Source organism: Serpentinimonas maccroryi (assembly GCF_000828915.1).
Classification (GTDB): domain Bacteria; phylum Pseudomonadota; class Gammaproteobacteria; order Burkholderiales; family Burkholderiaceae_C; genus Serpentinimonas; species Serpentinimonas maccroryi.
Map to the genome: position 1 here is coordinate 2556292 of NZ_AP014569.1, position 21209 is coordinate 2577500.

20 protein-coding genes and 1 pseudogene are annotated in these 21209 nt (G+C 67.5%); 10 read left to right on the forward strand and 11 right to left on the reverse strand.

All coding sequences use genetic code 11. From position 1 onward, the window contains the following. Nucleotides 1-62: 62 nt before the first annotated feature. A pseudogene (locus SMCB_RS11690) lies at nt 63-458 on the forward strand (barstar family protein); the annotation flags it as partial. A gap of 137 nt (nt 459-595) precedes the next feature. On the opposite strand, the gene rsmA reads toward SMCB_RS11690, so the two are convergent. Genes rsmA through SMCB_RS11705 form a run of 3 tightly spaced genes read right to left on the reverse strand, consistent with a single transcriptional unit; the run spans nt 596 to nt 5561 of the window. Beyond that, the gene (gene rsmA / locus SMCB_RS11695; protein WP_045537200.1) at nt 596-1501 is read right to left on the reverse strand and encodes a 16S rRNA (adenine(1518)-N(6)/adenine(1519)-N(6))-dimethyltransferase RsmA; all 906 of its coding nucleotides are present in this window, start codon (nt 1499-1501) and stop codon (nt 596-598) included. Nucleotides 1502-1516: 15 nt separating this feature from the next. Continuing rightward, the gene (locus SMCB_RS11700) at nt 1517-2947 is read right to left on the reverse strand and encodes a peptidylprolyl isomerase (RefSeq protein ID WP_045537201.1); all 1431 of its coding nucleotides are present in this window, start codon (nt 2945-2947) and stop codon (nt 1517-1519) included. After that, a complete protein-coding gene (locus SMCB_RS11705; protein WP_052468527.1) occupies nt 2940-5561 on the reverse strand; it encodes an LPS-assembly protein LptD in 2622 nt (873 codons plus the stop codon). The genes SMCB_RS11700 and SMCB_RS11705 overlap by 8 nt, the downstream gene beginning before the upstream one ends. Before the next feature lie 58 nt (nt 5562-5619). Here SMCB_RS11705 and SMCB_RS11710 point away from each other — a divergent pair, with 58 nt between their 5' ends. Together SMCB_RS11710 and SMCB_RS11715 are read left to right on the forward strand one after the other, a co-directional pair. After that, nucleotides 5620-6729, forward strand: a complete 1110-nt coding sequence (locus SMCB_RS11710) for an aminoglycoside phosphotransferase family protein (RefSeq protein ID WP_045537202.1) — start codon at nt 5620-5622, stop codon at nt 6727-6729. Nucleotides 6730-6770: 41 nt separating this feature from the next. After that, a complete protein-coding gene (locus tag SMCB_RS11715; RefSeq protein ID WP_045537203.1) occupies nt 6771-7535 on the forward strand; it encodes a 16S rRNA (uracil(1498)-N(3))-methyltransferase in 765 nt (254 codons plus the stop codon). An 84-nt stretch (nt 7536-7619) separates the two neighbouring features. Here SMCB_RS11715 and SMCB_RS11720 read toward each other — a convergent pair whose 3' ends face one another. Further along, complete coding sequence (locus SMCB_RS11720) at nt 7620-8180, reverse strand: YaeQ family protein (RefSeq protein WP_045537204.1); 561 nt, start codon at nt 8178-8180, stop codon at nt 7620-7622. Between the two features lie 274 nt (nt 8181-8454). Between SMCB_RS11720 and SMCB_RS11725 the strand changes: the two genes are divergently transcribed. The 4 genes from SMCB_RS11725 to SMCB_RS11740 are packed head-to-tail and all read left to right on the forward strand — an operon-like array spanning nt 8455 to nt 11744. Beyond that, nucleotides 8455-9591 (forward strand): Re/Si-specific NAD(P)(+) transhydrogenase subunit alpha, encoded by a 1137-nt coding sequence (locus tag SMCB_RS11725; protein WP_045537205.1) that lies wholly within the window; start codon nt 8455-8457, stop codon nt 9589-9591. 47 nt (nt 9592-9638) lie between these two features. After that, on the forward strand, nt 9639-9959 hold the full coding sequence (locus SMCB_RS11730) for an NAD(P) transhydrogenase subunit alpha part 2 (RefSeq protein WP_045537206.1): 321 nt from the start codon (nt 9639-9641) through the stop codon (nt 9957-9959). Then, on the forward strand, nt 9956-11389 hold the full coding sequence (locus SMCB_RS11735) for an NAD(P)(+) transhydrogenase (Re/Si-specific) subunit beta (protein ID WP_045537207.1): 1434 nt from the start codon (nt 9956-9958) through the stop codon (nt 11387-11389). The genes SMCB_RS11730 and SMCB_RS11735 overlap by 4 nt, the downstream gene beginning before the upstream one ends. Before the next feature lie 13 nt (nt 11390-11402). Continuing rightward, complete coding sequence (locus SMCB_RS11740; protein ID WP_045537210.1) at nt 11403-11744, forward strand: YgiW/YdeI family stress tolerance OB fold protein; 342 nt, start codon at nt 11403-11405, stop codon at nt 11742-11744. Between the two features lie 33 nt (nt 11745-11777). Here the strand turns inward: SMCB_RS11740 and SMCB_RS11745 are convergent, their stop codons facing one another. Beyond that, nucleotides 11778-12119 carry a hypothetical protein gene (locus tag SMCB_RS11745; RefSeq protein ID WP_045537211.1) on the reverse strand — a complete coding sequence of 114 codons (342 nt, stop codon included), beginning with the start codon at nt 12117-12119 and terminating at the stop codon, nt 11778-11780. A 243-nt stretch (nt 12120-12362) separates the two neighbouring features. On the opposite strand from SMCB_RS11745, the gene SMCB_RS11750 reads away from it, so the two are divergent. Then, nucleotides 12363-13907 (forward strand): helicase HerA-like domain-containing protein, encoded by a 1545-nt coding sequence (locus SMCB_RS11750; RefSeq protein ID WP_045537213.1) that lies wholly within the window; start codon nt 12363-12365, stop codon nt 13905-13907. A 27-nt stretch (nt 13908-13934) separates the two neighbouring features. Here the strand turns inward: SMCB_RS11750 and SMCB_RS11755 are convergent, their stop codons facing one another. The 3 genes from SMCB_RS11755 to SMCB_RS11765 form a co-directional block, all read right to left on the reverse strand. After that, complete coding sequence (locus SMCB_RS11755; RefSeq protein WP_045537215.1) at nt 13935-14270, reverse strand: BTH_I0359 family protein; 336 nt, start codon at nt 14268-14270, stop codon at nt 13935-13937. 99 nt (nt 14271-14369) lie between these two features. Beyond that, on the reverse strand, nt 14370-15152 hold the full coding sequence (locus SMCB_RS11760; RefSeq protein WP_144400359.1) for a DUF3108 domain-containing protein: 783 nt from the start codon (nt 15150-15152) through the stop codon (nt 14370-14372). A 5-nt stretch (nt 15153-15157) separates the two neighbouring features. After that, nucleotides 15158-15541, reverse strand: a complete 384-nt coding sequence (locus tag SMCB_RS11765) for a TraR/DksA family transcriptional regulator (RefSeq protein WP_045537219.1) — start codon at nt 15539-15541, stop codon at nt 15158-15160. A 189-nt stretch (nt 15542-15730) separates the two neighbouring features. Here SMCB_RS11765 and SMCB_RS11770 point away from each other — a divergent pair, with 189 nt between their 5' ends. Next, entirely contained in the window at nt 15731-16531 is an 801-nt protein-coding gene (locus SMCB_RS11770; protein WP_045537221.1) for a PhaM family polyhydroxyalkanoate granule multifunctional regulatory protein, read from the forward strand. Here SMCB_RS11770 and tgt read toward each other — a convergent pair. Further along, complete coding sequence (gene tgt / locus SMCB_RS11775) at nt 16437-17639, reverse strand: tRNA guanosine(34) transglycosylase Tgt (protein ID WP_045537223.1); 1203 nt, start codon at nt 17637-17639, stop codon at nt 16437-16439. The genes SMCB_RS11770 and tgt overlap by 95 nt on opposite strands. A gap of 218 nt (nt 17640-17857) precedes the next feature. On the opposite strand from tgt, the gene SMCB_RS11780 reads away from it, so the two are divergent. After that, complete coding sequence (locus SMCB_RS11780) at nt 17858-19291, forward strand: bifunctional enoyl-CoA hydratase/phosphate acetyltransferase (RefSeq protein ID WP_045537224.1); 1434 nt, start codon at nt 17858-17860, stop codon at nt 19289-19291. Nucleotides 19292-19309: 18 nt separating this feature from the next. On the opposite strand, the gene SMCB_RS11785 is transcribed toward SMCB_RS11780, so the two are convergent. Both SMCB_RS11785 and queA read right to left on the reverse strand, forming a co-directional pair. Further along, on the reverse strand, nt 19310-20005 hold the full coding sequence (locus SMCB_RS11785) for a DUF3334 family protein (protein ID WP_045537225.1): 696 nt from the start codon (nt 20003-20005) through the stop codon (nt 19310-19312). Nucleotides 20006-20053: 48 nt separating this feature from the next. Continuing rightward, entirely contained in the window at nt 20054-21133 is a 1080-nt protein-coding gene (queA, locus tag SMCB_RS11790) for a tRNA preQ1(34) S-adenosylmethionine ribosyltransferase-isomerase QueA (protein WP_045537227.1), read from the reverse strand. Between the last annotated feature and the right edge of the window lie 76 nt (nt 21134-21209).

Consider the following 21209-nt stretch of genomic DNA (forward strand, 5'->3'; position numbering starts at 1 on the left):
CACGAACAGTTGCCGGTTTCGATTTCCTCGATTTTTTACTATTTTTTTGGACTTGCGCCGAGATGGACAACCCCCTTCGTCACGTGCGAACCAACATCGTGCAGTCGATCCGTGCCCACACGGTCAAAGACTTGCAAGCCGCGGCCGAGCAACTCGGACACCGCTTTTTGTACGCCGACTTGGCCGCTGCCCTGACCAAGCAAGACGTGATCGACCTCGTCGGTCAGCACCCCAGCTTGCCGGCTCAGGCGACCAAAAACTTCGACGCCCTGCACGACAAGCTCACCGATGCCCTGCACAAGTCGGGCCCGCAAGCCGGCTTCATCGTCGTGCTCGAACACATCCCCACCGGGCCCAAGTTCGACAAAGAGGCGCGCGAGCAGCTGCTCGACATTTTCCGCGACGTGGCCGACTACTGGAGCGAGCGCAAGGTGGCGTTTCGCTGCTTTTACTCGTTCTCGGTGGCCCGTGCGCCCAAGGCGGCCGACCTGCAGGCCGGGGTCGAGCCGGTGCTCACCGACAAACTGGTCGATGTGAGCCCGCAGGCGCTGCGCATGAGCAGCCCCTTCAACGCCGGCTATTGGTTGTCGGCGGCTTAAGCGCCCAAGGTGGCGGCGGTGGCGGGGTGGGCCGCCGGGGTTGGCGTTGCACCGGTGCCCAGCGCCTGCGCCAGCGCCACGTATTCGGCCACCGGCACCTCTTCGGCCCGGCGCTGCACGTCAAAGCGCCCGCCGTAGCCCTGTTCCTCGAGCCAGCGCCCTAGGCTGTGGCGCAGCAGCTTGCGCCGTTGCGAAAACGCCACCCGCACCAGGTTTTCTAGTGTCGGCATGTGCAGCGCCGCCGGCTGCGCCCGCGGCACCATGCGCACCACCGCGCTGTCCACCCGCGGCGGCGGCGTAAAGCTGTGCGGTGGCACCTCCAGCACGTTGTCCATCGCGTAGCGCCATTGCAGCACCACGCTCAAGCGGCCGTAGTCGGCGCTGCACGGGGCGGCCACCATGCGCTCGATCACCTCTTTTTGCAGCATGAAGTGCTGGTCTTGCACCCACTGCGCCCAAGGCAGCAGGTGAAACAGAATCGGGCTCGAGAGGTTGTAGGGCAGGTTGCCGACGATGCGCAAGCGCGGCGGTGGAGCGGCCTCCGGTGCGTCCACAGCGCACGGCGCGGGGCCGGGCTCGGGTGTGGGGAATAGGGCGGCAAAATCGACCCGCAGCACGTCGGACTCGATCACCCGCAGTTGCGGGTGCGCGCGCAGGCGCTGCGCGAGGTCGCGGTCGAGCTCGATCACCGTCAGGCTGCCCAGGCGCTCGACCAGCGGTTGCGTCAGGGCCGCCAGGCCGGGCCCGATCTCCACCATGAGCTGGCCGGGGCGGGGCGCGATAGCGTCCACCAAAGCGCCGATGATCGCTGGGTCGGACAAAAAATGCTGGCCAAAGCGCTTGCGCGCCCGGTGGCCATCGAGCTTGGCCGATGGGCTGTGTGCGGGGTTGCGCGGCGACACCGGGGTTGCAGCCGCTTAGCGCTCGGTGAGCCGCAGCTCGACGAAAGCGCGGCTGCGCAGTTCGCGCGCCCACTCTTCGTAGGCCTGATCGCTGCGCTGCTCGCGCAACCGCGCGCGCACCCAGTTGCGCCGCTCCAGCGCCGTGGTCTCGACCTCGCGCCGCTGCACCACCTCGATCAGGTGCAGGCCAAAGCGCGAGCGCAGCGGTTGCGACACCTCGCCCGGTGCCAGCCGGTTCATGACTTGCTCAAATTCGGTCACGAACTGTCCTTGGCTGGCCCAGCCCAAGTCGCCGCCCTCGGAGGCCGAGCCGTCGGCGCTGTGCTCGCGCGCCAGCTCCTCGAAGCGCGCCGTGCCGGCCACCAAGCGCGCGCGCCATTCGTTGAGGCGCTGTACGGCAGCGGCTTCTTCGGCGGCGTTGGTCGGGCGCAGCAGAATGTGGCGGGCGCGGGTTTGCACCTGGTGCGTGGGCGGCAGGTTGAGGTTGCGCTGCTCGAGCACCTGCAGCACGTGAAAGCCGGCGCCGCTGCGCAGCGGCCCCACCACGGCGCCGCGCGGCTGGCCCAGCACCGCTTCCACGAACAGCGTGGGGTAGCGGTCGGCGCTGCGCAAGCCCATCTGGCCGCCCATGGCGCGCTCGGGGCCTTCGGAATACTGGCGCGCCAGCGCGGCGAAGTCGGCGCCGGCGCGGGCGCGCTGCGCCAAACCGGTGGCCAGCGCTTGGCGCTCGGCCACCGTGGCCGCGTCGGCGCCCTCGGGCACGGCGATGGCGATTTGGGCAAGGTGCAGGGCCGTCTGGGCCAAGGCCACCGCACCGCCGTGCTGGCGCAGGTAGGCGTCGATCTCGAGTTCGCTGATGCGCACCCGCGCCGCCACTTCGCGCTCGCGCACGCGCAGCAGCAGCAGCTCGTTTTCTAGGTTGGCCCTAAAGCCGCTCAGGCTCAGGCCATCGGCTTGCAGGCGCTGGTGCAGTTGCGCCACGGTGACACCGTTTTGCCGCGCCACCGTGGCTTCGGCTTCGGCCAAGGCGGCGGCGTCGATGCGCATACCCGTCTGGCGCGCCCATTGGATCTGGGTGCGCTCGACGATCAGCAGCTCCAACACCTGGGCCTCGAGTTGCGCCGGCGGCGGCAAGTTGGCCGCTTGGGTGGCCTGCACCCGTTCGATGCGCTGGCGCAGCTCGCGCTCGGTGATCGGCTCCGAGTTGACCAAGGCCACGATGCGGTTGAGCTCGCGCGCCGGCGCGGCGGCGGGCAGCGGCGCTGGGCGGGGGGCAGTGGGTGCGGCTTGCGGGGCGGAAACGGGGGCGGCTTGCAACGCCGGGGCGGCTTGGGCCGGCCTTTGCAGTTGGGCGTGGGCGGGCGACCAGAGGCAGGCCAACGTGGCCCAGAGCAACAGGGCCAAGGGAGCGGGGCGGGCCCGGCGGCTGGAGGGGTGTTTATTCATGGCGCTGAAAGCGGCTGGGCGGGTTGATCTCTTCACGCAGGAACTGGTAGCGCGGGATGTGGTCGCGCAGCACCTGCAAGGGGTTGGAGCCAAGGCGCGAAAAGCCAGCAAACTCGAGCTGGAACAGGATGCGCTGGTTGGCCTGGGTGCGGCTTTGTTGCAGCCGCTCGACCACGATGCGGGCGATCCAGCACCCAGCATCGTACTCGAAACCAGCGATCAGATCCACGATGCGGCGCTCGGTGAAGCTGTAATTGACGCGCCCCACGCTGAACCAGTGCCCCGGCCCCAAGCCGCGCCCTGGCCCCAGCGCAGCCCCCGAGGGGCCGCGCAGCAGATCGCTCAGCGGCCACTGCCAGCCAAAGTCGATCTGCTCGCTGGTGTCGCGCTGCAAGCGGTAGGCGACGTTGAAAACGCGGAAATCGCCCGGGCTGTAGCGCGCGGCCAAGGTGGTGCGCTCGGTCTGGCCCAGTTCGGGGTTGTATTGCAGCGTGCCGTTGAAGGCCCACTGCGGGCTCCAGTTAAGGTTGGCAGCGAACAGCACATCGCTCAGCTCCTCGCGTATGGCTTGCTGCCCGGGCAGCACCACCTCTTGGTCGCGCAGCCGCAGCCGCTGCGCCACGCTCAAGTTGGCCCATTCGGCCCCGGTGGCCGGGTCGAGCAGGCGCGTGGTGGCCCCCAGGGTGACGGCGCTCAGATCGGCGATGCGGTCGTGGCCGCCAAAGGGGTTGGCAGAAAAAATCGAGTTCAGGTTGAAGTCGAAGGCCGAGCTGTCATAGACCGGCAGATAGCCTTGGCGGCGGTACGGGGTGTGCGCCACAAACAGGCGCGGCTCCAGCGTTTGCAGCACCGCGCGACCAAAATAGACCGCGTCGCGCTCCAGCACCAAGCCGGTATCGACAGAGACCGTGGGCACCAGCACGCTCGGGTTGCGTTCGCGTGCCCCCAGCGGCCCCACGGCCTGTTCGAGCTGATATTGTCGAGCGTGCAGCTGCAAAGCCGGGCGCAGGTAGGCGCCGGGGGTCTGCCAGGTTTTGTCCACGTTGAGCACGCCCAGCCAGCGCGTGCCGTTGACGTCGGTGCGCTGGTTGAAGGCGCCGATCAGCGGCTGGCGGTCGGTGCGAAACTGCGTCACGTCGGTCAGCAGCGACACGCTCCAACCCGCGCTCCCGGCCCAGCCAAAGGGGCCGCTGCGGTAGCTGGCCGACAGCGAAGGCAGGCGGTCGTAGGGGGCTTCGATGGGGGCGTCGCGGTCTTGCAGCGTCTGCCAGGTGTAGGCGCCAGCGCGCAAGGCCCAGTTGCCGCGGTTGGCAAGCAGTTCGATGTCGTTGCGCAGGAGGCGCGAGGTGAGCGAGGTGCCGGTGCGCGGGAAGTCGCGCCAGTAGTTGTCGTCGCTGACGCGGTTCAGGTCCAGCCGCAGGCTGGGCGCGCCGAGCCCGCCCAAGGCAGGCAGCGCGTGCTGGTGCTGCAGCGACACACCCCAGCGGTCGGCGTCGCGCAGGCGGTCGTCGGGCATGAAGGCGGCGCGCACCTGGCCGGCGTAGCGCGGCTCAAGGTAGCGAAACTCGCCCGCCCAATCGATGCCGCGCTCGCTCATCAGGGTCGGAAACAGGGTGGCGTCGCGGTTCGGAGCCAGGTTGAAGTAGTAGGGCAGGGTGAGCTCGAGGCCGCTGATGTTGTCAAGGTTGAAAGTCGGGGCCAGAAAGCCCGATTTGCGCCGGTCCGAGAGCGGAAAACTGATCCACGGCGCGGCCAGAATCGGCAGACCTTTGAAATTGAGCACCGCGCCGGTGGCGGTGCCGGTATCGGTCTGCTGGTCGAACACGATCCGGTTGGCGCTCAGGTACCAGTCGGGCTCCCAGTCGGCTGTGCGCGGGCGCGGGCAGGTGCTGTAGCGCACCTGGTGCGCCACGGTGCGACCCGGCCCCTCAAAGTCCACCCGGCTCGCTTCTCCGTAGCCGCCGTGGCGCAAAAGGCTAAATTTAGGCGATTCGAACTGGCCTTGGCGCGTGTCGAGTTGCAGCGTCAGCGCCGGGCCCTCGAACACATCGCCTAGGCGGTTGATGCGCACCTGCCCTTGGGCATGGGCGGTGCCGGTGGCCGCCTCGTAGCGCAGGGTGTCGGCGCGCAGCACGAGGTCGTGGCGGCGCAACTCGGCTTGGCCCTCGAGCTGCACCTCGTGCCCGGCTTGCCCGCTCATGCGCTCTGCCGACAGCAGCAGCGCCGCTTCGGATAAGGCCGCAGCGGGCAGCGCCTCTTGCAAGCGTTCGCTCAGCGTCAATGCAACGGCGCCAGCGCCGGCTGCGCTGGGTTTGGGCGCAGCAGGTGCCAGAGCAGCCGCAGCTGGTGTGGCTGCGGCGGCCTGCGCCGCATCCTGTGCGTGCGCTTGCGCCAGCAGCGCCGGTGCGCAGCAGGCCAGCAGGCTGGCGCGCGCCAGCGCACTCAAGCGCAGCCGCACCGAAGCGGGCGCGGCGCGCTGGACGGGGCTGCCTAGGGTCAGAAGTTGTGCGGAGCGCGGCAACAAGGGCATGAGGTGCAAAACGATCGGGGGGCGATCAGGTGGCATGGCCACCGAGCCAAGCAGCCAGCCAGCACGGCCAAAGGCACGGTCCATGCGGCTGCGTAGAATCAGCGGCCATTATCCACCAGCGCTGCGCCCGACCGCTCCACCCATGAACCCTGCCGACCCGATTGCGCCCGAGCCCATCACCTGGAGCGACCCGGCGCGTGCGGCCGCCTTTGAGGCCTGGCTGGCCGAGCAAGCGCCGGCGCACGCCTTGGTGCCCGCCAGCTTGCGCTTGGCCTCGGCCGACGCCAGCTTCAGGCGCTACCTGCGCCTCGACCGCCTGCAGGGGGGCAGCTGCATCGTCATGGACGCGCCGCCCGAGCGCGAAGACTGCCGGCCCTTCGTGCAGGTGGCGGCCTTGCTGCGCCAAGCCGGGGTGCGCGTGCCCGAGGTACTGGCGTGGCAGCCCGAGCAGGGCTTCATGCTGCTGAGCGACCTGGGCGCGCAGACCTTGCTCGAGGTGCTGGACCCGGCCCAGCCCGACGCCGCCTTGCCCTACTTCAAAGACGCGCTCGCCGCCTTGCTGGCCTGGCAGCAAGCCAGCCAGCCGGGGCTGCTGCCGGCCTACGACGCTGCCTTGCTGCGGCGCGAGCTGCAGCTGTTCCCCGATTGGTATCTGGGGCGCCACAAGGCGTTCGAACTGAGCGCGGCGCAGCAGGCCAGCTTGCAGCACAGCTTCGATCTGATCGTGCAGCGCAACCTCGCGGCCCCGCTGGGCTTTGTGCACCGCGACTTCATGCCGCGCAACCTCATGCTGCCCCACGGCGGTTTCGAGCCCAGCCAAGCGCAGCGCCGCTTGGGCGTGCTCGACTTCCAGGACGCCGTCTATGGCCCGCTGACCTACGACATCGCCAGCCTGATGCGCGACGCCTTTTTGAGCTGGGACGAAGAAGTGGTGCTCGACGTGACGGTGCGCTACTGGGAGCAGGCGCGCCGCGCCGGGCTGCTCGACTTCGACGGCTGGAGCAGCGACTTCGGCGCTTTTTACCGCGCGGTGGATTGGATGGCGCTGCAGCGGCACCTGAAGGTAGCGGGCATTTTTGCGCGCCTCACCTTGCGCGACGGCAAAGCCAAGTACCTGGCCGACGCCCCGCGCTTCATCCACTACATCCGCTCCACGGCGCTGCGCTACCGCGAGCTCACGCCGCTGCTGCGCCTGATCGACGAGGTCGAAGGCTGGCAAGGGGCCAGCGGTTTTGCCTACGGCCGCGTCTGAAGGCGCTCGGCCCCAGTCCTAGCTCCAGTCCTAGCCCCGCCATGCCGCGCATCCACCACCCCGAGCCGCTGCACCCGGGCCAGACGCTGGAGCTGGGTGCCGCCGCCACGCGCCACGTGCAGGTGCTGCGCCTGCAGCCGGGCGCTGCGCTCACCCTCTTTGGCGGCTGCGCGCACGGCAGCGAGGCCGTGGCCGAGGTGCTGCAGATGGGGCGCAACCGGGTGCAGGTGCAGGTGCATGCGCTGCGCCCCGGCGCGCCCGCGCCGCTGCGGCCGGTGCACCTGGCCGTCGGCATGCCGGCCAACGAGCGCATGGACTGGCTGGTGGAAAAGGCCACCGAACTCGGCGTGGCCAGCATCCAGCCGCTGCACACCGAGCGCAGCGTGCTGCGCCTGCAAGGCGAGCGCGCCGCCAAAAAAGTGGCGCACTGGCAGGCGGTGGCAGTGAGCGCCTGCGAGCAGTGCGGCGCCAACCACGTGCCGCCCATCCTCCCGGTGCAAGCCCTGCTGCCGTGGGTGCAGGCCTTGGGGGCCTTGGATGGCGCTGTGGGTGCCGAGTCCGACGCGGCGGCACCGTGGCGCGCCGTGTTGTCGCTGGCCTCTGGCAGCCAGCCTTGGCCGGCCGCGCTGGCGCAGGTGCAGCCGCGCACGCGGCCGCTGTGTCTGGTGCTGGGGCCCGAAGGGGGGCTGGCGGCGGCCGAGGAGCAGGCTCTGCGGGCCCACGTCTTTGCCCCGGTCAGCCTGGGGCCGCGGGTGCTGCGCAGCGAAACCGCGGCCTTGGCGGCGCTGGCCTTGGCGTTGGCCTGAACACGGGCCTACTCGCTGGCTAAGCCCGGCCTAGGTGGCCCAATCACGGACCCGCTGGGCCGGGGGTCGGCCCTATGGGAAGGCTTATTGCCAGCGCAGCGGCTCCAGCGTCACCGTGGCGCTGGGGCTCGAGAGCGTCAGCGCCCCGTCGTGCAGCGTGGCTTGCAAGGCCATGCTGCGCTCGGCCAAGGCGGCCAGCGCCTGCATCTCGGCGCTGGGCAGGCGCCAAACCTGCAGTTTGTCCAGCCGCGCCAGCGCGCCCTGTGCCCCCTGCCACCAGACCTCGGCCGCCGGCCCATAGGCATAGACGCGCACCGCATCGGCTTGGCTGCAGGCCTTGGACAGGGGTTTGGCCTCGGGCTGCCCCACCTCCACCCACAGCCGCTTGCGCCCGGTGAAGTCTGTCAAATGCACGTCCGGGTCTTGCGGGTCGGATAAACCGGCGCCAAAGGCCAGCGTGGCGTCGCCGCCGCACCAGTCTTTGATCAGGTGCGCGTTGAGCACCAGCGCCACCAGCCGCGCCATCAGGCGCGCGTCGGTCTCGCTCGGGTGCCGGGCCAGCGTCAGGGCGTGGTCGGCGTAGTAGCCGTGGTCGATGTCGGCGATGTGCAGGCTGGCTTTGAAGACGGTGGATTTGAGTGCCATGGGTTGGGGCTTTATACCGGCTGGTGTATATTCTTCCTGTCTAGAGGCGGCTGCCCGTGCGTTCGTTCAAGGCGGCCGCCCTCAGGCGCGGAGTTCAGCGCAGGTTCGTGCGGATCGATTATCGGGCCACAACGCGCAACGCAGGGCGCACCGTGCGCCCGCGCGCTTGCGGTAGTTGAGGCCGCATCGGCACAGCGCCCGCGCAAAAAGGGCTGAAAATGCCTGTAAGCTACGGGCAAGCGCGGATAGTCAAATTGAGTTGCAGGAGTTGCATATGTACATTGGTGTTCCGGCCGAAAGCGCGGCAGGCGAAACGCGGGTCGCTGCCACGCCCGAAACGGTCAAAAAACTGGTGGCGCAGGGTCATAGCGTGCGCGTGCAAAGCGGCGCCGGCGTGGCTGCCAGCGCCCCCGACGCCGCCTACCAAGCGGTCGGGGCCGAAGTGGTCGCTGCCGCCAGCGCCCTAGGGGCCGAGCTGGTGCTCAAGGTGCGTGCGCCCAGCGCGCCCGAGCTGGCCCTCATGCGCCCCGGCGCCACCTTGGTCGGTATGCTCAACCCCTTCGATGCGGTGGGCTTGGCGGCGCTGGCCCAAGCCGGCCTGACCAGCTTCGCCCTCGAGGCCGCGCCGCGCACCACGCGCGCCCAAAGCCTCGACGTGCTCTCGAGCCAAGCCAACATCGCCGGCTACAAGGCCGTGATGCTGGCCGCCAACCAGTACCAGCGCCTGTTCCCCATGCTCATGACGGCGGCGGGCACCATCAAGGCCGCGCGTCTGGTGGTGCTCGGGGTCGGGGTGGCCGGCTTGCAGGCCATCGCCACCGCCAAGCGCATGGGCGCGGTGATCGAAGCCTCCGATGTGCGCCCCAGCGTCAAAGAGCAGGTCGAATCGCTGGGCGCCAAGTTCATCGACGTGCCCTTTGATACCGCGGAAGAAAAAGAAGCCGCCGAAGGCGTGGGCGGCTACGCCCGGCCGATGCCCCCGAGCTGGCTCGAGCGCCAAAAGATCGAGGTCGCCAAGCGCGTGGCGCAGGCCGACGTGGTCATCAGCACCGCCCTGATCCCCGGCCGCGCCGCCCCGACCCTGATCACCGAAGACATGGTGCGCAGCATGAAGCCGGGCTCGGTGATCGTCGATCTGGCCGCCGGCAAAGGCCCCGACGGCGTGGGCGGCAACTGCCCCCTGACCGAGGCCGATCGCACGGTGCAAAAGCACGGCGTGTTTCTGATCGGCGAGACCAACCTGCCCGCGCTGGTGGCCGCCGACAGCTCGGCGCTGTACGCGCGCAACGTGCTCGACTTCCTCAAATTGGTGCTGCCCAAAGACGCCAGCGCGGTGCAAGTGCCGCTGGACGACGACATCGTCGCCGCCTGCCTGATGACGCATCAGGGCGAAGTGCGGCGCAAGCCCTAAAGCCGCTGCGCCCCACCACACCCCACCCCCAACGAGGAACCCGCGCCATGGAAGCCGTCTCACCCATCGTTTTTAACTTCATCATCTTCGTGCTGGCGATCTACGTCGGCTACCACGTGATCTGGAACGTCACGCCGGCGCTGCACACGCCGCTCATCGCCCTGACCAACGCGATCTCGGCCATCATCATCGTCGGCGCCATGCTGGCCGCTGCCCTGACCGAAACCACGCTGGGCAAAACCATGGGCGTGCTGGCGGTGGTGCTGGCATCGGTCAACGTCTTTGGCGGCTTTCTGGTCACGCGCCGCATGCTCGAGATGTTCAAGAAAAAAGAGCGCAAATCTGCTGCTGAAGGGGCTGCCAAATGAGCATGGATCTGGTCGTTTTGTTGTACTTGGTGGCTTCGGTCTGCCTGATCCAAGCCCTCAAGGGCCTGAGCCACCCAACGTCGGCCCTGCGCGGCAGCGTGTTTGGCATGACCGGCATGGGCATCGCCATCCTCACCACCTTTGGCTTGATTTTCACCATGGCGCAGCACCTAGGGGTGAACGCCACCCAAGGCGTGGTGTGGATTTTGCTCGGCATGGTGGTCGGTGGCGGCTTTGGCACCTATCTGGCCAAACGGGTCGAAATGACCAAGATGCCCGAGTTGGTGGCCTTCATGCACAGCATGGTCGGGCTGGCGGCGGTGTTCATCGCCATCGCCGCCGTGGCCGAGCCCTGGGCCTTTGGCATCGCCGAGCGCGGCGAGGCCATTCCCCTGGGCAACAAGATCGAGCTCTTTTTGGGCTCAGCCATCGGTGCCATCACCTTCAGCGGTTCGGTGATCGCTTACGGCAAGCTCAGCGGCAAATACAAATTCCGCCTGTTTCAGGGCGCGCCGGTGGTGTTTGCCGGCCAGCACAAGCTCAACCTCGTGCTCGGGCTGGTGATCATCGCCCTGGGCGCCTATTTTGCCGCCACCGGCAACTGGACCGCGTTCATCGTGCTCACGGCGCTGGCCTTCGTCATCGGGGTGCTGATCATCATCCCCATTGGCGGCGCCGACATGCCGGTGGTGGTCTCCATGCTCAACAGCTACTCGGGCTGGGCGGCGGCGGGCATCGGTTTTGGCCTCAACAACAGCATGTTGATCATCGCCGGCTCGTTGGTGGGCAGCTCGGGCGCGATCCTGAGCTACATCATGTGCAAGGCCATGAACCGCAGCTTCTTTAGCGTCATTCTGGGTGGCTTCGGCGGCGAAGAGGGCGTAGTGGCCGCCGGTGCCGCGCAGCGCAGCGTCAAGAGCGGCAGCGCCGACGACGCCGCCTTCATCTTGGGCAACGCCGAGACCGTGATCATCGTCCCCGGCTACGGGCTGGCGGTGGCGCGGGCGCAGCACGCGGTCAAAGAGCTGGCGCACAAGCTGGCCGACAAAGGCATCACGGTCAAGTACGCCATCCACCCTGTGGCCGGCCGCATGCCGGGCCACATGAACGTGCTGCTGGCCGAGGCCGAAGTGCCCTACGACCAAGTATTCGAGATGGAGGACATCAACAGCGAGTTCGGCCAGGCCGACGTAGCCATCATCCTGGGCGCCAACGACGTGGTGAACCCGGCGGCGCTGCAAAAAGGCAGCGCCATCTACGGCATGCCGATCCTCGAGGCCTACAAGGCCAAGACCGTGATCGTCAACAAGCGCTCCATGGCCGCAGGCTACGCCGGCCTCGACAACGACCTGTTCTACATGGACAAAACCATGATGGTGTTTGGCGACGCGAAAAAGGTGGTCGAAGACATGGTCAAGGCCATCGAATAAAGGAAGCCACACCATGCACAAAATCCTCGCCGCCGCGCTGCTCGCTGCAGGCGTTTCTCTGGCCCAAGCCCAGTTCACCGGCCCCAGCGTGAGCGTCAGCGCCAGCACGGTGCTGCAAGCGCAACAGGTGCGGCTGGGCAGCTATGTCACCCTCAGCGGCCACATCGTGGCGCACCAGCGCGAGCAGTACTACCTGTTCCGCGACGCCAGCGGCGAGATGCGGGTCGAGATCGAGTCTGCCCTCTGGCAAGGCCGCCGCGTCAGCCCCGAAACCCGGGTGCAGCTGCACGGCGAGATCGACCAAGGGCTGCGCGGGCGCTACATGTGGGTCAAGTCGATCCAGATCGTCAACTAAAGCGCCAGCACCCGGTGCCAGTCGGGCGGTGGTTTAGCGCCGATCGAGGTGTTCCGGTCGCGCCACGATGTCGCGCTTGGACACATCGACCTTCCAGTAGGTGTAGGTGTCGCCGTCGGTATCGACCAGTTTGATGTCGAAGATCGGGCTGCGGTAGCCGTTGAGCGTGACGCGCTGGGTCGCATCCCGGGCCAGCACCTTGTTGCCCAGCACGTCTGCTTCCCAGCTGCTCGAATCGGCTGGGCTGATGTAGATGTGCGTGATCACGAACCCGGTGCGGTTGGTGATGTCCACGTAGTAGCTCTGCGCCCACGCGCCGGCGGCAAACCAGAGCGAGGCCAGCAGCAGAAGCCAAAACCGGATGTGTTTGTGCATGAAAGTACTCCTGGATTTAAGGTCAACCTAAATTTGTCGGCATAGGGCCTGCAAGGTTGCAGCAGCCTGAAAGGTGCCACGTACGGCCCCCACTCCAACGCCTGCAGTCTAAAGCAAATGATTGTTTTGGTAAAGTGACAGTGTCTGTTTGTCTAGACCCGCCCAGCGGGTCAGCGCAGCCCACCATTGGCCCCTTGGCCCAGCCCTTACACTGCGTGAGTTCAATTTTGGGAGCCCCAAGCCATGCCCGAACCGCTGTTGATCGCGCGCAACGCCACCACCGAATGCCAGCTGCTGCCCGGGCTGGCGAACCGCCACGGCCTCATCACCGGGGCCACCGGCACCGGCAAAACCGTGACCTTGCAGACCATGGCCGAGCGTTTCTCGGGCTTGGGGGTGCCGGTGTTCATGGCCGACGTCAAGGGCGACCTGAGCGGCATCAGCCAGCGCGGCCAGATCGGCCCCAAGCTGGCGCAGGTGCTGGCTGATCGCGACTTGGCTGCGCCCGAGCCGCTGGCTTGCCCGACCACGCTCTGGGATGTGTTTGGCGAGCAGGGGCACCCGGTGCGCGCCACCGTGTCGGACATGGGGCCGCTGCTGCTGGCGCGCATGCTCGACCTCAACGACACCCAGGCCGGCGTGCTCAACCTGGTGTTCAAAATCGCTGACGACCAAGGCCTGCTGCTGCTCGACCTCAAAGACTTGCGCGCCATGCTGCAGCACCTGGGCGACAACGCGCGCCAATACACCACCGAATACGGCAACATCAGCGCCGCCAGCGTTGGCGCGATCCAGCGCGGTCTGCTGCAGATCGAGAGCCAGGGCGGCGAGCAGTTCTTTGGCGAGCCCATGCTCGACCTGAACGACTTCATGCAAACCGTGGGCGGGCAGGGCGTGGTCAACATTTTGGCCGCCGATCGGCTGTTGAACGCGCCACGCCTCTACGCCACCTTTTTGCTCTGGATGCTGTCCGAGTTGTTCGAGCAACTGCCCGAGATCGGCGACCCCGAAAAGCCCAAGCTGGTGTTCTTTTTTGACGAGGCGCACCTGTTGTTCAAAGACGCGCCCAAGGTGCTGGTCGAGCGCATCGAGCTGGTGGTGCGGCTGGTGCGCTCCAAGGGCGTGGGGGTGTATTTCGTCACGCAAAACCCGCTCGACATCCCCGATGCGGTGCTGGGCCAGTTGGGCAACCGCATCCAACACGCGCTGCGCGCTTTCACCCCGCGCGACCAAAAAGCGGTGCGCGCCACGGCGCAGACCATGCGCCCCAAGGCCGGGCTCGACATCGAGGCTGCGATCACCGAACTGGCGCTGGGCGAGGCGCTGGTGAGCCTGCTCGACGCCAAGGGCCGGCCGCACGAGACCGCGCGCGCCTACGTGCTGCCACCGGGCAGCCAGCTCGGCCCGATCACGCCGGCGCAGCGCCAGACGCTGATGCAGCAGTCGCTGGTGGCCGGGGTCTATGAGCAGGTGCTGGACCGTGAAAGCGCCTACGAGCTGTTGCGCCAGCACGCCGAAGCTGCGCTGGCCAATGAGCCCGCAGTCGGCACGCGAGGCCAGGCTGCCAGCACAGGGGCACGCGCACCAGCCAGCGCAGCCGGCTCGGGCGGCATGGCAGGCATGCTGCAAGATGCCTTGCTCGGGCGCACCGGGCCACGCGGCGGTCAGACCCACGGTCTGCTGCAAACCATGGCCCAGACGGCAGCGCGCGCTGCCGCCAGCCACGTCGGGCGCCAACTGGTGCGCGGCGTGCTGGGCAGCCTGCTGGGGGGTGGGCGCAGGCGTTAAAAGGGTGATGGGCGCTCCGTGCGCCCCTCAGTGCACCGCCACCGGAGTTTGCGCCAGCGTGGCGTAGCCTTCCAGCGTGTCTTCCACTTCCTCTTGGGTCGGGGTGTTGCGCTGCCAGGCGTGGATCTGCTGCTGGAACAGTTCGGCCCAAGAGCCGTCCAGATAGACCTCTTTGCCCGAGCGCTTGTCCACGATCTCGAAGCCGTGCCGGGGCATTTGGTGCGCGGCCGTGTCGGGCGCGGATGTCGCAACCAAGCCTTCAATGCCGAGCTGCGCCACGCCGGGCAACCCCGCCGGCAGGGACGGGGCTTGCGCCAAGATGTGGACCACCACGAAGGTGTCGGAGTCGTAGAGCGTGTGCATGGTCGTACTGTGCGCTGAAACGGAAAACCTTGCAAGGGCTTGGGCTGCGGTGGCCGCCGCGAGGTGCATGGTCTTTAGATGGGGCGCTAGCGCATTTGTTCAAGCTTGGGGCAGTTGCCGCAGGCGCTGGTCAGCCCAGTCGCCATCGGGTTCTTGCAGCAGGATGCGCACGGGCAAAAAGTGCACGGTTTCGGCCAGCCACAGGCTCATGCGCGTGTCCTCGGGTTGCGTGTTGTGGCGCGCCAGCCGCCACGCCGGCAACACGCCCGCCGGGGTTTCGGTGGGCTCTTGGGCGCGCAGCCGCAGCGTCCAAGGCTGCACCCCGCCCGCGCCCAGCACGGGCACGGTCCAGAGCGCATCGGCAACCGGAGGCTGCAGGCGCAACCGCCGGGCGAGCTCGAAAAACAAGCTGAGCCGGTCTTGGGTGCCCGTTTGCAGGGGGCCGACCTGCTCGGCCTCGTGGTCGCGTTGGTGGCGGTAGCGCAGCGCGGCCCAGTCCAGCTCGAAGCGGCGCAGGCGCCGGGTTTGGTCACTGAAAGCCAGCGGTTGCACACCATTGGGCAGCAGCCGCCCGCGCGAGCGCTGGATGCGCGCGCCCACCAGCGGCAAGCGCATGGTCAGGCTGGCCTCGTACAGGTCGCCTTGCAGCAGCCACTGCAGTTGGCCGCTGGCGCGCAGCGGCAGGGAGCCCACGCGCGCGCTGACCTCGTAGTCCAGCTGCAGCCGCTCGGGCCATGCCGAAGGCCCCTTGCGCGGGTTCATCTGCGCAGCCGGGGTGGCTTGGGCTGCGCCGCCGCCAGCCAGGCCCAGCGCCAGCGCCCAAGCCAAGCATTGGCGCCGATTCGGCTGCTCAGCCGTGCCAAGCTCGCAGGCGGACTGCACGGCGCTTACATCGATGGATGGGGCTCGGCGCGCGCATGCTCGAGCTGGCTTTGGCAGCTCACGCAGCGCGCCGCCGTCGGGTTGGCGTGCAGGCGCGCGGTCGGGATTTCGACCCCGCAGGCGGTGCACAGGCCATAGCTGCCGGCTTCGATGCGCTTGAGCGCAGCGTCGATGGCCGACAGGGCTTCGGTCTCGCGCACATCGATGGCCATCGCCAGATCGCGTTCGGCCTCGTTTTGCGCCCGGTCTCCGCTTTGCACGTCGTGGCGGTCGGGCGCCGCCTCGGCGCGGCCAATCTTGCCACCGCGCTGCGCCCGCAACTGCGCGATCAGATCGGTGCGCATTTGCTGCAACTGCGAGGCAAAGGTGTCGGAAATGTTCAGGCTCATGGCGAAGGCTCCTAGTGCTGCATACGCTTGCATTGTGCGGCAAAAACCCGCGCCGGGTGTTGACGCAGCGCAAGGGTGCCGTTGCGACAGTGCCATCCATGCCGCCCCTCCCGCGCCATCCGTGCCGATAGACGCGCACCACAGCGCCCGTGTCCTGTGGCATGATCTGCGCAAGCAGAGGAGCGCGCCATGTCAAGCCAAGAACCACCGAATCACGCCCACACCATACCCGGCTTCGATTTTTTGAGCAAGCTCAGCCAGCACGGCGCGACCGGTTTGGGCGGCGCCGCCGCTGCGCTGCCGGGTCTGCCGCCCATGAGCCACTGGATCGCACCGGTGTTCGATCCCGAGGAACTCGACAAACGCATCCACGACTTGCGCGCGGTGCATTTCTGGCTCGATCAAAACACCAAGGCCCTGGCCGCCACGATCCAGGCGCTGGAGTTGCAGAAAATGACCCTGCTCACGCTCCGGGGCATGAACGTGAGCATGCAGGAAATGGCCGAGTCCTTTGTGGCCAAACCTGCGCCTGCCGCAGAGGCCGCCACCGGCGCAGCCCGCACCACCGCCGGCTGGCCGCAAAGCGCCCAAAGCGCCCAAGCCGAGCCGGCGCCGGCGCCGGCGCCGGCCGCCAAGCAGGCCGCCAAGCAGGCCGCAGCCGCTGATGCGCCCGCGGCGCCCGCGCAGCCGGGCACCACGCCGCCCGCAGTCGATCCCGTGCAGTGGTGGGGCGCCCTCACCGAGCAGTTTCAAACCATCGCCAATGAGGCGCTGCGCGACATGTCCGCGCACGCCAGCCGCGCCACCGAGCACATGGCACACAGCGTGCAAGCCAGCACCGAAGCCATGGCCAGCGCCCAATCGGCCGCAGCGGCGGCACCGGCCGAAGCCGCCGCTACACCCCGCGCGAGCGCTCCACCGCAAAGCGCGCGCGCCAAGCCGCGAAAGCGCCCGCCTCCAGCGCCGCGCGCAGCTCGCGCATCAAGTTGAGGTAGTAGTGCAGGTTGTGGATGCTGGCCAGCATCGGCGCCAGCATCTCGCCGCAACGCTCGAGGTGGTGCAGGTAAGCGCGGGAAAAGCCGCCGCGCCCGCCTTGCTCCCAGGGCACACCCTCGGGGCCCGCGCAGGCGGTGCAGCTGCACGAAGGGTCGATCGGCTGCGGGTCGTGGCGGTGGCGGGCATTGCGGATTTTCAGGTCGCCATAGCGTGTGAACAAGGTGCCGTTGCGCGCGTTGCGTGTCGGCATCACGCAGTCGAACATATCCACGCCGTCGGCCACGCCCTGCACCAAATCCTCGGGTGTGCCCACCCCCATCAGGTAGCGCGGCTTGTGCGCCGGCAGCCGGTGCGGGGTGTGGGCCATGATCTGGCGCATCAGCTCCTTGGGCTCGCCCACGCTCACGCCGCCGATGGCGTAGCCGGGCAAATCCAGATCCACCAGCGCCTGCAGCGATTCCAGCCGCAGGTGCTCGAACATCCCGCCTTGCACGATGCCAAACAGCGCGTTCGGGTTTTGCAGGCGCGCAAACTCGGCCTGCGAGCGCCGTGCCCAGCGCAGGCTCAGCTCCATGCTGGCGCGCGCCTCGGCCTCGGTCGTCACGTGGCCGCTGCCGCCCTTGGCCGCAGCCGCACCATCGCCTTGCCAGTAGGGGGTGCATTCGTCGAACTGCATCGCGATGTCGCTGTCGAGCACGGTCTGAATCTGCATGCTCACCTCGGGCGACAGAAACAGCTTGTCTCCATTCACCGGGCTGGCAAACTGCACCCCCTGCTCGCTGATCTTGCGCATCGCGCCCAGGCTCCAGACCTGGAAGCCACCCGAATCGGTCAAGATCGGCGCCTGCCAGTTCTCAAAGCCGTGTAGGCCGCCAAAGCCTTGCACCACCTCCAGCCCCGGGCGCAGCCAGAGGTGAAAGGTGTTGCCCAAAATGATCTGCGCCCCCATCTGTTGCAAGCTCTGCGGCAGCACCCCCTTGACGGTGCCGTAGGTGCCCACCGGCATAAAAATCGGGGTTTGCACCACGCCGTGGCGCAGGCTCAGGCGGCCGCGGCGCGCGTGGCTGGTGGGGTCGGTAGCGAGGATTTCAAACTGCAACATGGGCGCGATTTTCGCCCAGTCGGCGGTGCGGGCGCCGCAACCAGCCCGTTGGCGTCACAAAAGTTGTTTTAAGGTCGCATTGCAGTGCTAGGATGAGGGCCAATAGGATTTGGATTGCTGCCGTGGGCCGGTCCGCATCGCGCCTAGGGGGTGTGAAGGCGTTGTCGGAGGTGCGCGCTTCATCCCATGTCGCGCGCCCAACACCCCTGCTTAGCCAAATGGACAACATCACCCCATCAGTTGCCGAGTGGCTCGAAAACCACACCTTCGACGAACTGGCGCTGGGCCAGACGGCGCGCCTGCTGCGCACCCTGACGCAGCAAGACATCCAAGCCTTCGCCGCCGTGTCGGGCGATACCAACCCCACCCACCTCGATCCGCAGTATTCCCCGCACACCCGCCTGCACGGTGTGGTCGGGCACGGCATGTGGGGTGGGGCGCTGGTCTCGGCGCTGCTGGGCACGCAGTTCCCGGGCCCGGGCACCATCTACCTCGAGCAGCAGCTCACGTTTTTGCAATCAGTGCACATCGGTGACACGCTCGAGGTGTTGCTCACCGTGGTGTCCAAAGACGAGGTCAAAAAGCGCGTCGAACTCGACTGCAGCGCCACCAACCAGCACGGGGTGCGGGTGTTGCAGGGGCTGGCGCGGGTGCTGGCCCCGACGCAAAAGCTGCGTTTGCCCCGGCCCAACCTGCCGCGCCTGCAGTTGCTCGACCCCGAGGCCCGGTTGCGCGAGCTGCTCTCGCTGGCCGACGGCATGGCGCCGATGCGCTGCGCCGTGGTGCACCCGTGCGACGCCGGCTCGCTCTCGGGCGCACTCGACGCCACCCGCCACGGCCTGATGATCCCGTTGTTGATCGGCCCCAAGGAAAAAATCCTGGCGGTGGCGCGCGAAGCCGGGCTCGACTTGGCTGATTGCCAAATCCTGCCCGTGCCGCACAGCCACGCCGCCGCCGAGCTGGCGGCCGATCTGGCCGCCACCGGCCAAGTCGATGCCCTGATGAAAGGCAGCCTGCACACCGACGAGCTGATCGCGGCCGTGCTGCAGCGGCGCGAGCTGCGCACCGGGCGCCGCATGTCGCACGTGTTTCGCTTCGACGTGCCGCTCTACAGCAAGCCGCTGCTGATCACCGACGCCGCGCTCAACATCCGCCCCTCCTTGAGCGAAAAGGTCGACATCGTGCAAAACGCGATCGACTTTGCGCGCATCTTGGGCGTGGAGCAGCCGCGAGTGGCGATCTTGTCGGCGGTCGAGACCGTCAACCCCAACATCCCCTCCACCATCGAAGCCGCGGCGCTGTGCAAAATGGCGGATCGGGGCCAGATCAAGGGCGGCGTGCTCGACGGCCCGCTGGCTTTCGACAACGCCATTTCGGCGCAGGCCGCGGCCATCAAGCACATCGAATCGCCGGTCTCGGGCCAGGCCGACATCCTGATGGTGCCGGATTTGGAGAGCGGCAACATGCTGGCCAAGCAGCTCGAATACCTGGGCGGCGCCACCGGCTCCGGCATCGTGCTGGGCGCGCGCGTGCCGATCGCGCTCACCAGCCGCGCCGACGGGCCGCAGTCGCGCGTGGCCTCGGCGCTGCTGGCCTTGCTGGTGGCCAACCACGCGCGCCGCCCCCTGCCGCGTGAGGCTTGGGGCCGCTAAAAGCCTGTGCTCAGCCGCTCACATGCCCAGCGAGCGCAGCAAGGCGTCGGTGTCGCTGTCGCCGCCCCCTTTGGCGGCCGCTGGTGCAGGAGCCTGTTGCGCGGCGGCCTGCTCCATTAATTCATCCGGGTTTGGCGCTTCCTGGGGCTCAAAATCATACAGCCGTACAAACTCGGTGCGGTCGGTGGCAAGTTCCAAGTAAAAAATGTTGTTGCGTGCGGTGTAAAACGTCACGCGCCGCGCCTCCGGCTGGTCCAAATGTGCGTCCACGCTCAGCACCACCTGCTTGCTCAGCACCAGCATCTTGGGCTGGCTCTGCAAAATGTGGGTGTGCAGTTCGCGCTGCACCTTGCTGGTGAAATCGCCCAGCACCTGGTTCATCAGCTCACCCATCACGTTGCCCACCTCGTCCGAGGTGTGCGAGTTGGCCAGATCCTCCCGCGCCATGCCCATGCTCACCAGGTAGCTGTGGTAGATCTCCAGCGCCGCAGGGGCGCTGAAATTGAGGATCACCAAGCCCGAAAAGCCGCCGTCAAACAGCACGAAGCAGCCAATGTCGGGTTTGAGGCAGGTCTTGTGGATGCGCTGCACCATGCCCGAGTAGGTGATCGAGCTCTGCGTGGCCACACCCAGCACCTTGGTGACCGAGTTGCACAGGCTGGTCAACAAGTCTTCGGTGTTGAAAACGACTTCGGTGCGTTGGACGGGGTTCATGGGGGAGGCAGTGGAGCGGTGTGGTGGGGTGGACGGTTGCAAGTGTGCTCAGACGCTCGCGCGCTGCAGCAGCATCGAATCGCCGTAGCTAAAAAAACGGTAACGTTGCGCCACCGCATGACTGTACAGCGCCATCACGTGATCGTAACCGGCAAAGGCCGTCACCAGCATCATCAGCGTGCTCTTGGGCAGATGAAAGTTGGTGATGAGCCGATCCACCAGCGCGAACTCAAACCCGGGCGTGATGTAGAGCGCCGTGTCGCCACTGGCCGCACCCGTGCGCGCCCAGCTCTCCAGCGTGCGCACCGAGGTCGTGCCCACCGCCACCACGCGGCCGCCGCGAGCGCGCGCGTCGGCAATGGCTTGCTGGGTGGCCGCAGGCACCTCGTACCATTCGCTGTGCATCACATGCTCATGGATGTTTTCGCTCTTGCAGGGCACAAAGGTGCCGGCCCCGATGTGCAGCGTCACGCTGGCGCGCTGCACCCCGAGCCGATCCAGCGCATCGAGCACGCCCTGATCAAAGTGCAGCGCCGCCGTCGGGGCCGCCACGGCGCCGGGGCGCTGGGCAAACACGGTTTGGTAGCGCTCCTCGTCTTGCGCGTCATCGGCGTGTTCAATATAGGGCGGCAGCGGCACGTGCCCGTGCGCCGCCATCAGCGCATAAGGGTCTTGATCGAGCGCCAAGCGAAACAAGGTGCCCTCCTCATCGGGCCAGCGCCCCAGCAGGGTGGCTCGGGCAGCCACCGAGCGGCCATCGCGCTGCCACAGGTGCAGCACCGTGCCTGCAGGCGGCTTCTTGCTCACCTTCAGGTGCGCCAGCACCTCGTGGCCAGAGCTGGGCAGCACGCGCTCGATCAGCAGCTCCACCTTGCCGCCCGAGGGTTTCTCGCCATACAGGCGCGCCTTCATCACCTGCGTGTCGTTGAACACCAGCAGGTCCAGCGGGCTGAAGAAATCCGGTAGGTCGCGGAAAATGCGATCCCTTGGGGGCCAGCGGGTGCCATCGAGCAAGCGCGCTGCGCTGCGCTCCGGCGTGGGGTGTTGCGCGATCAACTCAGGCGGCAGGTGGTAATCGAAGTCGCTCAGCGTGAAAGCGCGTGAGGCGTCAGGGGGTGCAGATGGCATGGTGTGCTTGAGGGCCGGACAGGCCCGTTCCAAGTTGATAAGGGGTCTATTTTGCCGGGCTTTGGAGCCGGTGCTC

Bases quoted from the DNA above. Each gene is read 5' to 3' on its own strand.
- SMCB_RS11700 (WP_045537201.1), bottom strand. From the start codon at position 2,947: ATGAATAAACACCCCTCCAGCCGCCGGGCCCGCCCCGCTCCCTTGGCC.
- SMCB_RS11705 (WP_052468527.1), bottom strand. From the start codon at position 5,561: ATGGACCGTGCCTTTGGCCGTGCTGGCTGGCTGCTTGGCTCGGTGGCC.
- SMCB_RS11710 (WP_045537202.1), top strand. From the start codon at position 5,620: ATGAACCCTGCCGACCCGATTGCGCCCGAGCCCATCACCTGGAGCGAC.
- SMCB_RS11715 (WP_045537203.1), top strand. From the start codon at position 6,771: ATGCCGCGCATCCACCACCCCGAGCCGCTGCACCCGGGCCAGACGCTG.
- SMCB_RS11720 (WP_045537204.1), bottom strand. From the start codon at position 8,180: ATGGCACTCAAATCCACCGTCTTCAAAGCCAGCCTGCACATCGCCGAC.
- SMCB_RS11725 (WP_045537205.1), top strand. From the start codon at position 8,455: ATGTACATTGGTGTTCCGGCCGAAAGCGCGGCAGGCGAAACGCGGGTC.
- SMCB_RS11730 (WP_045537206.1), top strand. From the start codon at position 9,639: ATGGAAGCCGTCTCACCCATCGTTTTTAACTTCATCATCTTCGTGCTG.
- SMCB_RS11735 (WP_045537207.1), top strand. From the start codon at position 9,956: ATGAGCATGGATCTGGTCGTTTTGTTGTACTTGGTGGCTTCGGTCTGC.
- SMCB_RS11740 (WP_045537210.1), top strand. From the start codon at position 11,403: ATGCACAAAATCCTCGCCGCCGCGCTGCTCGCTGCAGGCGTTTCTCTG.
- SMCB_RS11745 (WP_045537211.1), bottom strand. From the start codon at position 12,119: ATGCACAAACACATCCGGTTTTGGCTTCTGCTGCTGGCCTCGCTCTGG.
- SMCB_RS11750 (WP_045537213.1), top strand. From the start codon at position 12,363: ATGCCCGAACCGCTGTTGATCGCGCGCAACGCCACCACCGAATGCCAG.
- SMCB_RS11755 (WP_045537215.1), bottom strand. From the start codon at position 14,270: ATGCACACGCTCTACGACTCCGACACCTTCGTGGTGGTCCACATCTTG.
- SMCB_RS11765 (WP_045537219.1), bottom strand. From the start codon at position 15,541: ATGAGCCTGAACATTTCCGACACCTTTGCCTCGCAGTTGCAGCAAATG.
- SMCB_RS11770 (WP_045537221.1), top strand. From the start codon at position 15,731: ATGTCAAGCCAAGAACCACCGAATCACGCCCACACCATACCCGGCTTC.
- tgt (WP_045537223.1), bottom strand. From the start codon at position 17,639: ATGTTGCAGTTTGAAATCCTCGCTACCGACCCCACCAGCCACGCGCGC.
- SMCB_RS11780 (WP_045537224.1), top strand. From the start codon at position 17,858: ATGGACAACATCACCCCATCAGTTGCCGAGTGGCTCGAAAACCACACC.
- SMCB_RS11785 (WP_045537225.1), bottom strand. From the start codon at position 20,005: ATGAACCCCGTCCAACGCACCGAAGTCGTTTTCAACACCGAAGACTTG.
- queA (WP_045537227.1), bottom strand. From the start codon at position 21,133: ATGCCATCTGCACCCCCTGACGCCTCACGCGCTTTCACGCTGAGCGAC.